At 66.4% G+C, this 14,236-nt stretch carries 11 protein-coding genes; 7 read left to right on the forward strand and 4 right to left on the reverse strand.

Annotation, left to right across the window (positions count from 1 at the left end; translation table 11 throughout):
• Nucleotides 1–8 precede the first annotated feature (8 nt).
• Nucleotides 9–1,316 (reverse strand): hypothetical protein, encoded by a 1,308-nt coding sequence (locus LB526_RS25290; protein ID WP_224630185.1) that lies wholly within the window; start codon nucleotides 1,314–1,316, stop codon nucleotides 9–11.
• Nucleotides 1,313–2,497, reverse strand: a complete 1,185-nt coding sequence (locus LB526_RS25295; RefSeq protein WP_224630186.1) for a glycosyltransferase family 4 protein — start codon at nucleotides 2,495–2,497, stop codon at nucleotides 1,313–1,315. Before LB526_RS25295 ends, LB526_RS25290 begins: the two co-directional genes overlap by 4 nt.
• Before the next feature lie 355 nt (nucleotides 2,498–2,852).
• On the opposite strand from LB526_RS25295, the gene LB526_RS25300 reads away from it, so the two are divergent.
• Together LB526_RS25300 and LB526_RS25305 are read left to right on the forward strand one after the other, a co-directional pair.
• Nucleotides 2,853–4,040 carry a DUF1972 domain-containing protein gene (locus LB526_RS25300; protein WP_224630187.1) on the forward strand — a complete coding sequence of 396 codons (1,188 nt, stop codon included), beginning with the start codon at nucleotides 2,853–2,855 and terminating at the stop codon, nucleotides 4,038–4,040.
• Entirely contained in the window at nucleotides 4,037–5,308 is a 1,272-nt protein-coding gene (locus tag LB526_RS25305) for a glycoside hydrolase family 5 protein (protein ID WP_224630188.1), read from the forward strand. Before LB526_RS25300 ends, LB526_RS25305 begins: the two co-directional genes overlap by 4 nt.
• A gap of 76 nt (nucleotides 5,309–5,384) precedes the next feature.
• Here the strand turns inward: LB526_RS25305 and LB526_RS25310 are convergent, their stop codons facing one another.
• Both LB526_RS25310 and LB526_RS25315 read right to left on the reverse strand, forming a co-directional pair.
• Nucleotides 5,385–6,704 (reverse strand): VpsF family polysaccharide biosynthesis protein, encoded by a 1,320-nt coding sequence (locus LB526_RS25310; RefSeq protein WP_224630189.1) that lies wholly within the window; start codon nucleotides 6,702–6,704, stop codon nucleotides 5,385–5,387.
• A gap of 1 nt (nucleotide 6,705) precedes the next feature.
• Complete coding sequence (locus tag LB526_RS25315) at nucleotides 6,706–8,799, reverse strand: GumC family protein (RefSeq protein ID WP_224630190.1); 2,094 nt, start codon at nucleotides 8,797–8,799, stop codon at nucleotides 6,706–6,708.
• A gap of 239 nt (nucleotides 8,800–9,038) precedes the next feature.
• On the opposite strand from LB526_RS25315, the gene LB526_RS25320 reads away from it, so the two are divergent.
• The 5 genes from LB526_RS25320 to LB526_RS25340 all read left to right on the forward strand — a co-directional run bounded on the left by LB526_RS25320 (nucleotide 9,039) and on the right by LB526_RS25340 (nucleotide 14,210).
• Complete coding sequence (locus LB526_RS25320; RefSeq protein WP_224630191.1) at nucleotides 9,039–10,571, forward strand: formyl transferase; 1,533 nt, start codon at nucleotides 9,039–9,041, stop codon at nucleotides 10,569–10,571.
• Entirely contained in the window at nucleotides 10,568–11,830 is a 1,263-nt protein-coding gene (locus tag LB526_RS25325) for an FAD-dependent oxidoreductase (RefSeq protein WP_224630192.1), read from the forward strand. The genes LB526_RS25320 and LB526_RS25325 overlap by 4 nt, the downstream gene beginning before the upstream one ends.
• Before the next feature lie 189 nt (nucleotides 11,831–12,019).
• On the forward strand, nucleotides 12,020–12,199 hold the full coding sequence (locus LB526_RS25330; protein ID WP_224630193.1) for a hypothetical protein: 180 nt from the start codon (nucleotides 12,020–12,022) through the stop codon (nucleotides 12,197–12,199).
• 132 nt (nucleotides 12,200–12,331) lie between these two features.
• A complete protein-coding gene (locus tag LB526_RS25335) occupies nucleotides 12,332–12,829 on the forward strand; it encodes a GNAT family N-acetyltransferase (RefSeq protein ID WP_095768490.1) in 498 nt (165 codons plus the stop codon).
• Between the two features lie 379 nt (nucleotides 12,830–13,208).
• Nucleotides 13,209–14,210: an aldo/keto reductase gene (locus LB526_RS25340; protein ID WP_224630194.1), complete on the forward strand. Its 1,002-nt coding sequence runs from the start codon at nucleotides 13,209–13,211 to the stop codon at nucleotides 14,208–14,210.
• Nucleotides 14,211–14,236: the final 26 nt, after the last annotated feature.

Genomic DNA, 14,236 nt, shown 5'->3' on the forward strand with positions numbered 1-14,236 from the left:
TCATTCTCCTATCGTCTCTGGACTGCCAGCGTGGCCGCATGGCGCCAGGCGCCGAACACGCTGGGGCGCTGCTCGTTCGGGTGCTTGGAGTTCCACATACGGTGAGCAGCGAAATACCATGAGGCCACAAGCACGAAGATCTCGGAGACCGCGGCGCCGGCCAGCGACCATGTCGACGGGGCGACGGCCAACAGAATCCCGATCGTCGCCAGCCCGATAATCGCGCCGGCCATGGTGATGAAGGCGACGATGCGGAAATCGCCAAGGATCTCGAGGACCACGCGCGGCATGATATAGGCCATGATCGGCACGAAGTTGGCGATGGCGAAAAGCCCGATCAACCCGACCGAGGCATGCTGCAGCGCCTGGGATTTGATCATCGGCAAGATGAACAGGATGCCGCAACCATAGGCCAGGCTGCCGAGCCCCATGACGAGCGCCCAGATCTTGGCCTGCGTCCACACGCGGTCGAACTCCTTGTTGCGCACCAGCTTTGCGAGTTCCGGCTGGGTCATGTTGGAGAAGGCAAGGCTGGAGATGCGCAGCGGCGCAAACAGCACCAGCACCGCCGCCAGCGGCGCATAGGCCGCGGGTCCGGCGATGCCCGCGACCAGCAGGGCCAGGCATTGCCCCTGGATGTTGGTGGTTGTGGCGCTGAACCCCGACCAGCGAAGCTGCGGCCAGAGCTTTGCATAGCGCCGCAGGGTCGGCGCACGAAAGGAGATGCGCAGCCTGCGGCGCGCCAGTCTCACCAGCACGGCGATGCCGACCACATTGGCCACGGCAAGCGCGTAGAACGTGACCTGAAGCGCGTCCGCGAAGAACCAGATCGCCGCTCCTGCTAGTACTATGCCCGCGATCGTGAACGCGGCGTCGCTGATGGAGACGACGAGCTGCATGCGGCGCGCGAAGAAGGCGGTGCGCATATGGCTGCGCAGCGACCAGGCCCCGACGAAGCAGGCGGCGCCGATGCCGCTCGGGTCGCCCAGGAGGCGCATCAGCAGCCCGGTGCCCAATCCCATCAGCAGCGCCACCACAAGCGCCGCCGATCCGAAGGTCACGTCGTAGGCGTCGACGCCGGCGCTGTTGGCGCTTTTGCTCATCCATATGGTGGCGGGAACGGCGGTGAGCGAGCGGATATAGGACAAGCCGACGCCGCCCATCACCATGGCCAGCGCGAAGAGCCCATAACCTTCGGCCGACAAAAGATGCAGCAGCGCGATGTTCAGGGCGAAATGGAAACCGCTCTGCATCGCCTCGCCGCCGATCATCAACATGAGGCGCCGCACCAGATGGGCCGGGAAGGTGAACTTCACGGGCTCGTCTCCGCCTCGCGGGCGACACGCGCCCGCCCCTGCCGCGGCGGCGTCGCCTTCAGCTTGTCGGCCACGATCGCCATGATCGCGGCGGCGGCGATCGGCTCGCTGAAGAGCGCCTCGTAGCGCGCGCGACCGGCAGCGGCGAAGCCGCGCCACAGATCCGGCCGCAGGATGATCTCGCCGAGCTTGCCGGCGAGGGCGGCCGCGTCGCCCGGCGGCACATGCCAGCCGGTCTCGCCGTCGGCCACCACTTCCACCAGTCCGCCGATCGCCGAGACCAGCGGCGGCCGTCCCCAGCCCATCGCCTCGATGGCCACGCGGCCGAGCGATTCCGGGCGGCGCGATGGCACCGCGACGATGTCGGCCCAGCGATAATGGTTAGTTGGGTCGGAGACGAAAGGCAGCACCTCGACATGCCCTGTCAGGCCCATGCGCCCAACCAACTCGGCCAACGCCTGCTCGCGCTCGACGCTTTCGAAGGCGCCACCGACGAGGCGGACCTCGACACGGTCGCGCAACTCGGCGGGGAGCGAGGCGACGGCTTCGAGCAGCACCTCCTGCCCCTTTATGCGGTTGACGCGGCCAAGCAGCAGGACCTTGAGCGGCCGGTTGCCGTCATAAGTCATCGGCAGTGCCGCGACGGGACCGGCAACGCCGTTATAGACGACATGCGTGCGCCGCCCCTTGGCATCGAGGGCCGGCGGATCGCCGAAGGTGGCGCGCGTTGCGCGCGAGTTGAAGATGAGATCCGCCTTGCTCCAGCGCATCAGCGCGACAAGCACCTTGCGCAGGATGCCCTCGGGAATCTCATGGATGTGCAGCAGCGCCTTGCGCGGCAGGAGACGCGCGGCCAGCGCATAGTCGGCGATGATCGAGGTGTTGATGTAGGTCAGGTCGCTGCCCCGCATGCGCCGCCAGGCGCGCCAGAGCGCCGTCGGCAACCGCGCCATCTCGACGGTGGCGAGCTTGAGCATCGCCTGGCGCCTGAGCACCCAGAGCGGCTCGAACACGATGCGGCTGGCATGCGGCTTGAGGATATCGACAATCGGTCCCTCGCGCGGCAGCACGACCTCGATCTCGGCGGCCGGAAACGCGGCGCGCAGCGCAGCCACGCTCTCCGCGAAGCTGCGGTCCGAACCATAGAGCTCGTAGCCCTGATGAACGCAGGCTATGCGCATTGCTATCTTTCCACCTTGCACCCCGAGTCCGCTCAGCACCGGACCTTTCAAAGCGCGGAAGGAACTTCATGCCAAATCCGCACGCCGCTCTACCCGGCGATGGCCACTGCAGGCCGGGAGCAAGGATCATGCCGGGTCTCGAATGTCCGGCCGCGACCCAGGAACCCCCAGCCGTGCCCCATATCGATACAGATACGTCGCGAAAGTTGACCGATGATGAAGCAAGCCATGTAGCTTGAAGAGAAATTTTACACCTTCATGTGAATATTCGCCCTGGGGTACCCTGGCACGGAAGTTGCTGGGCGTGTCATTGCCGTAACAACAACTATGACCGGACCCTGGGGATTCCTTTATTTTGAAACCGGAACGACCTTCCACCCTGATCGAAAAGCCTTCGATCCTGATCCTGGGGACGCGCGGCATTCCGGCTTCTCACGGCGGCTTCGAGACTTTCGCTGAGCGCCTGGCGCTTTTCCTGGCCGGACGCGGCTGGAAGGTCGGCGTCTACTGCCAGAAGGAGGTCGAGCGCGTAGGGCAAAGGGTGACGAGCGAGACCTGGCGCGGCATCGAGCTCATCACCATCGAGGTCGCCTCCAAGGGTCCCCGCGCGACACTGGAATTCGATTGGCAATGCGTGCTCGACGCCGCCAGGCGGCCGGGCGTGTGCCTGGTGCTCGGCTACAATGGCGCGGTGTTCCTGACCTGGCTCAGGCTCATGCGGCGCAAGATCTTCACCAATATGGACGGCATCGAGTGGCGGCGGCCGAAATGGGGCCCGGCGGCGCGCAGTTGGTTCTGGCTCAACGAATGGATCGGCGCCTGGGTCTCGCATCGGCTCATCGCCGACCACCCGGCAATTGCCGACCATCTCGCAACAAGGCGGCCGCGTGGCGCCATCGCCACGATCGCCTATGGCGCGGACCCGGTGACCTCAGCGCCGGAAGAACCCGTTCGCGCGCTCGGGCTCGAACCCGGTAAATACCTGATCTCGATCGCGCGGGTCGAACCCGACAACAACATCCTGCCGATCATCGAAGCCTTCCGCAGCCGCGATCGCGGCGACATGAAGCTGGTGGTGCTCGGCACGCTCAACGACGACATTCCCTACCACCGCGCCGTGCGCGCGGCGGCAGGCAGCACGGTGATCATGCCCGGCGCGATCTACGATCAGGCGACAGTGAAGGCGCTGCGCTACCACGCGCGCTCCTATATGCACGGCCACACCGTGGGCGGCACCAACCCCTCGCTGGTCGAGGCGCTTGCCGCCGGCAACATGGTGATCGCGCATGATAACCGCTACAATCGCTGGGTCGCCGGCGAGGCGGCGATTTACTTCAGTGATACCGACAGCCTGAGCCAGCGGATCGACGAGGCGATGGCCGACGACGCGCTGGTGGCGCGCTGCAGCAAGGCGGCGCGAACGCGGGCCCGCGAGGCTTTCCGCTGGGAAGACGTGCTCATTGCCTACGAGAAGGAAGCGCTGCGGCAACTCGGCGTCACCACCGCCGCGCCGGCGAAAGCCGACCGCGCCAAGCACGCATGACCGGCTGGTCGCGCCGCCGGCTCCTCGGCGCGGCGCTGGTCGCGGCAATAGCGCCGCTGGCGAGCGCGCTTCCGCCACTGTCATCTCCAGCGCGTGCCGCCGGGGCATGGCCTTTCAGGCGCGGCGTCAATACCTGGCCCTGGTTTGCGCTGACGCGCGAATTTCCTGCACCCCGCACCGACTATGACTGGCCGCCTTTCCAGTCGCAGCGGCCGGTGCCGACGCCGGCCGACCTTGCCCGCCTGCGCGCCAGCGGGCTCGACTTCATCCGCCTGCCTGTCGATCCGGGGCCGTTCCTGGCCGCCGACGCGGGCCAGCGCGCCGACCTCATGGCAATGCTGAGCGCGGCGGTCGAGGCAGCGCTCAGCGCCGATCTCGGCGTCATCGTCAATATACAAGCCAACGGCGCCACGCATTACTGGAATCCCGACCGCATGTATTCGAGCACCGCGGCGCCGGAATTCGCGCGCTACCAGGTCTTTGTCGGCGAAGTGGCCGGCATGCTGGACGATATGGCGCCCGGCAGGATAGCGCTGGAGCCGGTCAACGAGCCGCCGCAGGACTGCTCCTCCGGGCTGTGGCCCAAGGTGCAGGCGGCTCTGCTGAGCGCGGCTCGGGTCTCGGCGCGCAACCTGCCGCTGCTCGCCACCGGCGGCTGCGGCTCGATGGTGCGGGGCCTCGCCGCGCTCGATCCGGCGCCGCTGGCGGCCTTCGAGCCGATCCTGTTCACCTTCCACTTCTACGAGCCCTACCTGTTCAGCCATCAAGGCGCGCCGTGGATGCGCGAGCCGGTCTACCGGGCGCTGAACAATGTGCCGTGGCCAGCCTCCGCCGGGACGCTGGAAAGAACGCTGGCCTCTGTTAGGACAAGGATGGCGCAGGATTCCGAGAGGTCCGACGAAGCCAAGAAGGCCGCCTATGCCGAGACAGAGAAGGTGCTAAAGGTCTATTTCGATGCGCAGCCCGACCGCCGCTTCATCGACCGCTACCTCAAGCAGGTGAGTGACTGGGCGCAGACCCATGGCATCGCGCGCGAGCGCATCATCATGGGCGAGTTCGGCGCGTTGCGAACCGATGCACGATACACAGCCGCGCCCAACCCGGACCGCGCCCGCTACATCGGCGATGTCCGGCAGAGCGCCGAGGCATTCGGCTTTCCCTGGGCATTCTGGGACCTGTTCGACGGCATGGGCATGATGGACGACACCACGCGCGCGCTCGATCCCGCGATGGTCGAGGCGCTCGGGCTGAGGATGCCGCGCGCTTGACTTGCTGAATCACCAAACCGCGCTAAGGGTTTGGTTTCCATCTGGCGGCGAATGCGTAGCGAGACTCGCCGCGTTCCTACGCCTGCGTCCTTTGACGCGCAACAGGCCTCGCCGGTCGATAAAGCGCCAGCGCGATGACCACGAATTTGGTCATCAGCGTCGTCTTGGAGGCGATGCTTTCGGAGGTGTTGAGCAGGATGAGCCAACCCAGCATCGGCAGCCGGATGCCCGAATGGCAGCGGCGCGCGACCTCGTGCATGAACAGCGCGAAGCCGAAGAAGATCAGAAGCGTGAAGAACGCCCCCTGGTAGAGCGTCAGGCGCAGGATCGGGTTCTCGATGCCTTGCTCAAGGCCGGTGATGCGGCGCATGCTGTCGAGCAGGTCGACATCGGGCCCGACGATCAGGTCGCGCAATTCCAGATGCCTGAAGAGATCGAACATCTCGACGCGGGCGTTGGCGCTGCCGCTGTCGGAAACGAAACGTTCGAGCAGCGCGTCGAAGAAGCCATAATAGCCGGCAAGCGCGATGGCCAGCGGCAACAGCGCGGCGAGCATGATCACCAGCGCGGCGCCCAAGAGATTGACACGTCCGGTGCTGAGCTGCGCCAGGCCCTGGATCAGCAAATAAACGCCGCCGAGCAGGATCGTCAGCACCATGCCCGAGCGGCCGCCGAAGGCGACCAGTGCGCAGAACTGCAGGCCGACAAGCGCCAGCCTGAGCGGCGTCGACAGGGAACGCGAGCCGGATAGCAGCGACAGCACATAGATCGAGGTGACCGTGGCATTGGAGAGCGGGTGCCCCTGCAGCGCGGTGGAGCGCAGATCGTTGACGAACACCGCGCCGTCGAACCTGTAGGGGAACACCAGATGTTTGGTGCCGAACTCGAACAGCGCCAGCAGCGCGTTCGCCGTCATGACGACATGGATGACCGCCTGCAGCCAGGCAAAGGTTTTCTCGTCATCCTCGCTCAGCAGCAGCACGATCAGCGCCGGGGCGACGAAAGTGTCGATCATGCCGGCCATGCCGGGGCGCTGCCTGAGGATGACGACGAAGAGAAGCACGGTCGAGATCACCGCCATCAGCATCGTGGCCGGCCGCCTGTTCGTGACATGGATCACATAGCCGACCGGATTGCCGAAGATGCAGGAGCGCCAGACGAAGACGAGCACGAAGAGATAGGTGGAAGGGTGGATCTTGCTCAGCGGACTGCCTTGCAAGCCGTCGTAATTATAGCCGGCGAGCCACAGCATGCCGCCGGAGACGGAAAACAGAAGCAGCACCGCGATAGTCAGGCCAAGACGGGTCAGCGTGTCGACTGGGACAGTGCGCGGGCCCGCCATGCCATAGCCCGAAGCCGAAACAGGCCGGGCGGTACCAGCCAGGATCGAGGCCATGTCAGGCCGCCTCGTCGACCAGCATGGCGCCGGTCGGCAGCCGCCCCATGACGGATACCGCTTCCGAGGTCGCGGCGACGTCGCGCATCGGCGTCGCATTCAGCCGGGCGACGAGTACGATCTCGTCGGCCATGGCGACCAGCGGCAGGACGTTGAGGTCGTCGGCAAGCGCGCCGCCGTCGATGACGACGAGCTCGAAGCTGTGATTGGCCTCGGCCAACATCCGATGGGCGAAATAGAGCGCCTGCGCTTCCTGGAACACCGCGGTCGGCCGCCCCCGGCTGACCAGCGCCACGGAACTGCCGGGCGCATAACGGCTGACCGCGTCGAGTGGGTATTCGCCGCGCAGCACGTCGAGCACGCCGGGCTGCGGGTCCTTCTGGCCCTTGCCGGCATTCATGTCGATGAACAGCACGCGGCGCCCCCTGGCCGCCGCCGCGTTGGCGAGCTGCCATGCCACCCTCGACCGCTCAGCCTTATCCTCGGGCGGCGATGCCACCAGGATGGATGGTACCAGCGGCCAGTCCGGCGGGCGCCTGGTGGCGGCGGCGATGCGCTGCAGCGCGAGCCCGGCCACGGCGTCGGTCTTCTGGGCAGCAGCGCCGGAGCGGCGGCGCCCCCTGCCCGGCAGAACGCCCAGCACCGGCGCCTCGATAGCCGACTGCATCTGATTGGCGGACAGCACGGTCGGCGACAGATATTCGGCGATCAGCGCCATGCCGATGCCCAGCGCCAGCCCGCCGAAGATGGCGCCGAAGATAAGCAGCCCCTTCGGCGGCCAGCTCTTCTTCAGCGCCGGCATCGCCTCAGAGATGATGCGGGCATTGGTGCTGTTGACGTTGGTCTGCTCGCGCGTTTCCTGGGCGCGTTGCAGGTAATTGGCGTAGACGGTGCGCACGGCATCGAGATCGCGTTGCAGCTCGCGCAGCCTGACCGATGCCTGGTCGGTGTCGAGCGACTTGCCCTTCAGCGACGCCACCTTGGCCTCCAGTTCCTTCTGGTTGGCCAGGGCGCGCTGATAATCCGTCTCAGCGGCGGCGACGAGGCGGCCAAGCTCGCGCGAAATCAGCTTGCGCAAGTCGCTCAATTGCTGCTGCGCCGAGATCATCGAAGGGTGGCGCGGCCCGAGCGCGGTGCCGAACTGCGAGATCTGATCGACGAGCGTCGCCTCTTGCGCCCTGAGACTGGCGATGACCGGCGAGCGCATCGCCTCCGACGTTGCATCCGGCGCGCTGCCCTGGCGGCGCAGCTGGTCGACCTGCGCCTTGAGCTGCGCCGTGCGGGTCTGGGCGGCGGTCAGTTGCGTGTTGAGATCGGTCAGTTCCTGGTCGCTCACCAGATTGCCGCCCGCCATTACCATATTGTGCTCGGCCTTGTAGGTCTCGACGGCGTTGGCAGCCTGCTCGACGCGCTTGCGCTGGTCTTCCAGCCGGGCGCTGATCGCGTCGGAGGCGTCGGCCGCGGCCTTCGAGCGCGCTTCGGCCTGGTCGTCGAGATAGGCCTGCGCGATGGCGTTGGCGAGTTCGGCCGCCAGGTCGGCGCTCTTGGCCGTGATGATGATGTTGAGCACCAGCACCTTGTCGTCGCGCTTCACCGCCAGGCGGCGGCGCAGCGCGTCGAGCGTTTCAGCTGTCCTGTCGCCGTCGCCCGAGCCGAAGAACATGCCCAGCCAGCCGCCGAGCCCGCCCTGCCCGTTGAAGTCCGGGTTCTCGGTCAGGTTGGTCGCCTTGATGGCGCGCAGCAGGACGCCGTTCGATTGCGCCACACTCACTTGGCTTTCGACCTGAGTGATGCCGCCATCGGGCGAGATGCGGCTGGGATTGACATCGTTGGTGACGACCTGGAGGTCTTGCGGATCGATGATGATCTGCGCCGTCGAGGAATAGAGCGCCGGTGTCAGGAAGGCGTAGATCAGCGTCGCGATAGTGAGCAACGCGACGGTGGCGAAGATCAGCTTGCGGCGGCGCAGCAGGATGCGGCCGAGATCGCCAAGCTCGACCGTGGCGGGCGCGGGCGCAGGCGCGTGATAGACCGGCGCCGGCGCGATCGCCTCCGGAGCGTTCTGCTGAGGCACCATGAGCAGGGGTGATTGCAAAGGTCGCTCCGAGAACGCTCCATCGGCCGGCAAACGAGAAATGCGGCATTGGTCTAGCTATTCCCGGCAACGATTAAAACACTGTTAATTATGTTCATAAATTGAGGCCGCTCTGGCACGAAGTTTGCACCAACGCAGTAGAATCTAAGTGCAGCCTTAATTGGAGACATCGTGCGCATGCGGCGGGAATTTGATCTGGCCAGCCGGGTCGGCGGCACCGGATGTGCCCGGGGCTGGCGATGCGCCTGACCCTGCGCCTCGACGGCGATTGCGTGCGCGCTTTTCATGTGGCGCTGGCCGAGCGGTTGTCGCTGCTGCCCGGCGTGGAGCTTGCGGTCGACGGCCGTCCAGCGGCGGGCGGCGTGCCGCGCGAAGCCGAAGCGCTGTTCCAGCTTGAGACGCTGATCCATCGCCTGCCCGCCAATGGGACGGCCAGGCGTGTGCCGCTTTCGGCACTGGCCGGCCATGCGAGAGCGTCCGCGCCGGCCGACCTCACTATCGATCTCATCGGCGATGTCGAGCCGCAGGGCAGACGGGTCTGGCGGCTCGCCTATGACGGCGTCTGCGGCGAGCAGACCCTCCTGGCGCTGATCCTTGCCGGCCGCACGCCGCTGGCCCGCCTGGAACAGAACGGCGCGACAGTCGCCGAGGGACGGCTCGGCACCGAATATCACGGCATCGCGCTGGCTTCCTTCCAGGACATGCTGGCGCGCAGCGCCAGCCTGATCGTCGCGGCGGTCAACGGCGCCGCCCGCTCATCGCTTCCGGTGTTGCCCGAACCGCCATCCGAGACGGCGCCGCCAGCCATGCCGTCGGCCACGAAGCTCGGTGTGCGTGCGGCCAAGGCGACGGCACGCCGCATCGTCCAGCAGATCTATCATCTGTGCTACAACGCCCCACATTGGCGGGTCGGCTGGCGCGAGACCGGCGGCAAGGATCTCTACGAACTGCGCGCCCATCCGCAATCCGGCTGGCGCGATTTGCCGGACGACGGCAGCCGCTTCTACGCCGACCCGTTCCCGGTGCTTTACCGCGGCCAGGTGACGCTGTTCGTCGAGGACTACATCCACCGCACCGGCAAGGCGATCCTGTCGGCAGTGGCGTTTGGCCCGTCCGGTCCAGTCGGCACTCCGAAGCCGGTTCTGGAGCTGCCCTACCATCTCTCCTACCCCTTCGTGTTCGAGCGCGAGGGCGAGATGTGGATGGTGCCGGAAAGCTCCGCCAACCGGACCGTCGACCTCTACCGCGCCACCGCCTTCCCGGGCGGCTGGGTCAAGGAAGCGACGCTTCTGTCGGACATCATCGCCAGCGACGCCACGCTCACCGAGCATGACGGGCGCTGGTGGATGTTCGCCACGGTGCGCGACGGCGGCGGCGCCTTCTCGGACCAGCTGCATCTGTGGTCGGCGCCGGATTTCCGCGGGCCGTGGACGCCGCACCCGAAGAACCCCGTTATGATCGACATCGCCTCGGCGCGGCCGGCGGGCCGCATGGTCAGCCGCGGCGGCCAACTCCTTCGCCCGGTGCAGGACTGCCGCAGGAGCTATGGCGCCGCGCTCGGCATAGCGCGCGTCACTCAGCTTGACGAGAGCGGCTTTGGTCAGGTCGTCGAAACGATCCTCAACCCCGGTGCCGGCTGGGCCGGCCGCAAGCTGCACACGCTCAATGAGGCGGGCGGGCTCGAATTCATAGATGGTTCGGCAATGGCGCCCCGCTGGAAGCAGATCCAACGGCGCGACGTCATGCCTGCGGGCCGTGGAGACCACAAATGAGCATCATAGAGGACCGCGAAGCACCCGCCGTGCCGGCCGGCCAGGCCGAGGTCGAAGTGGCGATCGTCGGCGCGGGGCTCGCCGGAACCGTGCTGGCGCTGTCGCTCGCCAAGGCGGGCCGCAAGATCGCGCTGATCGATCCGCATCGTATCCACCATGACGAATTCCGGGCCGAGAAAACCCGGGCGGAGCAGATGGGACTATTCGAGAAACTCGGCCTGGGCCCGGTTTTCAGGTCTCTCGTCACCCCGATGACAGACGTCCATGTCTTCCGCTTCGGTCAGCTGTTCGAGCGCAAGCAAAGCTGGGAGTACGCCTTTTCCTACACGCCGCTGGTCAACGGCCTGCGCGCGGCGCTGCCTCCGCAAGTGCCGCTGACGATCGGCAAGGTCGCGGACGTCTCGACGGGACCGGACCGGCAGCGGCTGGTGCTCACCGACGGCTCCGTGATCGATGCCCGGCTGCTGGTCGTGGCCACCGGCTATAGCGAGGCGGTGCGGCGCGCGATCGGCGTCGAGCGCGTCGAGGAATCGAAGGCGCATTCGCTGACGTTGGGGTTCGATCTCGCGGTCACGCCGCAGGAATTCGGATTGCCGTCCCTCACCTTCTACGGAAGGCGGATCGCCGATCGCATTGCCTTTCTTACCATCTTCCGGATCGGCGAGCGGGTGCGCGCGAACATGTTCGTCTACCGGACCGTCGCCGATCCGTGGGTGCGGTCGTTCCGCGAGGACCCCCAAAAAATGCTCCTGGAGTTGATGCCGGAGATCGCGGCTCGATGCGGCAACTTCGCCGTCGCCAGCGAGGTCGAGGTGAGGCAGGTCGGCCTGACAACGACGCAGGGCCATCGGCGCGACGGTGTCGTCTTCATCGGCGATGCGTTCGCCACGACCTGCCCGGCGCAAGGCGACGGCATCCACCGGGTACTGACCGATGTCTATTGCCTCAGCTCGACGCATATCCCCGCCTGGCTCGAGACGCCCGGCATGGCGGCCGACAAGATCTGCGCCTTCTACGACGATCCTGCCAAGATCGCCGCCGACGCCAGGGCCATGCGCGCCAGCATCTATGCAAAGCGGATAACCACCGAGACGGGGCTTGAATGGCGGCTGCGCCGCCTGCGCAACAACACCGCGCGGCGCTTGATGATCTTTGCCCGTCGATTCCGCGAGGCGGGAAAATCGGGTGACGCCGGACCTGGCCCAGAGGGAACTGCTTTCGAGCAAACCGGCAAGGCACCGGCCGGCCTGGGAACATGATCGTGAGCGATCTTACCAATCCGTAAGTCGCGGTCCCTGGCAAAGCCGGTTTAGATCGTGGCGAGCAGTGTCTCCTGCTCGGCGGGACAGCACGCCCGTCGCTCCAATGGCCCGCTGCCACCTTTACCGGTTCGGCGGCGGGCTATCGAATGGCGCCTCTCACAAAGCGGATTATCCTACGAGGACCCGGTGAAGGTCGCGACCGGCAAAGCCAGCATGCGCTCCAGCATCTACGCCAAGCGCATCACCATCGAGACGGGGCTCGAATGGCGGCTGCGCCGCCTGCGCAACAACACCGCGCGCCAGCTTGTGATTCTGGGCCGCAAGATAAGCCGCCGCGAAGAATTGCCGGCGCCGAGCGCGGCGTAAAGCGGAGATCCCAAGCGCGGATAGGCTGGCGGGACAGCCCCCTCTGCCCTGCCGGGCACCTCCCCCGCAAGGGGGAGATTGGCTGTACCCATCGCTTCGCCCTATCTTCAGACTCCAACAAGGATGACGACCATGACCCGCATCCGGGCGATGACGAGAAACGACCTGGCCGATGTGTCGCGGCTGCTCGGCCAATCGTGGCGGCGGACCTATGCGCCGATCATGGGCGACGAGACCGTGGCCAGGCTCTCCGACGAAAGGCACGCGCCGGAAAGGCTCGCGGCCGAGCTCGACGACGAGGACAAGATGTCCTTCGTCGCCGAGCGCGCCGATGGCTCGATTGCCGGTTATGCGATGGCGGCAATGGACGGAAAAGGCGATGTGATGCTGCAGCGGCTCCACATCGAGCCGCAGGCCTTCGGCAGCGGTCTTGCGGTCGACCTTCTGCATGCGGTGCTTGCCGCGCATGCCGGCATCCCCAGCATCGCGCTGGAGGTGATAGAAGGCAACGACCGCGCGATCGCCTTCTACCGCAAGCACGGCTTCGAAGTGGTCGAACGCCGGGAAGCGGCCCACGGCGTCGGCGGTCACGCCTCGCTGATCATGCGCCGGATGCTGCCGATGGCGTAGAGCTTATAAAGTTGATGAAAGCACCCCTTGCTGAGCTGCCGGGCATTGCCTGCCTATGCGGTGGTGCTTGCGACGCAGCTGCCACGCTTGGGACAACAACTATCGGCTTTTTTTGGCGGCCGTCGGCGGCAATGCCGATCGCGTCACAGCCAGGCGGCGCTCCGCCAGATTCGAGACGGTCCAGGTGGTTTCGTCAGAGCTCCGAGGGAGTGCAACCAGCCGGAACCACCCGCCCGCCTTGTGTCCTTTCCAAGACGCATGGACGATACGAGTCTGTGCCCCGCCCAGCTTTGATCCGGATCAAGCGAATGTGCCGGCTGGACGTCCCGCCTTAGGCCCCTATATTCGCGAGCGCTGATTTTCCTTCGGAGCAAGACGCATGAGCCTCGGCAAACAGAAACTCGGCAGCCAGGGACTCGAAGTCTCTGCCATCGGCCTCGGCTGCATGGGGATGAGCCAGGCCTATGGCCCGGCCGACGAGGCGGAGTCGATCGCGACGATCCACCGGGCGATCGAGCTCGGCTGCACCTTTCTCGACACGGCCGAGGTCTACGGCCCCTTCGCCAATGAGGAGCTGCTTGGACGCGCGCTGCAAGGCCGGCGCGATCAGGTGACGATCGCGACGAAGTTCGGCTTCCGCATCGCCGACGGCAAGCAGGCCGGGCTCGACAGCCGGCCCGAGCATATACGCGAGGTGGTCGACGCTTCGCTCTCGCGACTTGCCACCGACCGCATCGACCTCCTCTACCAGCACCGCGTCGACCCCGCTGTGCCGATGGAGGATGTCGCGGGCGCGGTCGGCGAACTGGTGGCGCAGGGCAAGGTGCGCTTCTTCGGCCTGTCGGAGGCGGGCATTGCCAACATCCGCCGCGCGCATGCCGCGCATCCGGTCTCGGCGCTGCAGAGCGAGTATTCGCTGTGGGAGCGCAACCTCGAGCCCGAGATCATCCCGGCGCTGAAGGAGCTCGGCATCGGCCTGGTGCCGTTCGCTCCGCTCGGCCGCGGCTTCCTCGCCGGCGACGTCAGGCGCGCGGAGGAGTATCCCGAAGGCGATTTCCGCCGCGGCGATCCGCGCTACCAGGGCGAGAATTTCGACCTGAATGTCGCGGCGGCCGCCACGGTGCGCGACATCGCCGCGGCGAAGGGCGTCAAGCCCGGCCAGATCGCGATCGCTTGGCTGCTCGCCAAGGGCCCGGATTTCGGCATCGACATCGTGCCAATCCCCGGCACCAAGCGCCGGATCTATCTGGAGGAGAACGTCGCGGCGGCCGATATCGCGCTCGACGCCACCGAGATGCTGGGGCTCGACATGGCACTGACGCCCGACAAGGTGTCAGGGCCGCGCTACAACGAGCGGACGATGTCTCTGGTGGACCGGTAGAAGCTGGCTAATCTCCCTCGGGAGGA

The organism is Mesorhizobium sp. CA6 (assembly GCF_020165035.1).
Taxonomy (GTDB): Bacteria; Pseudomonadota; Alphaproteobacteria; order Rhizobiales; family Rhizobiaceae; genus Mesorhizobium.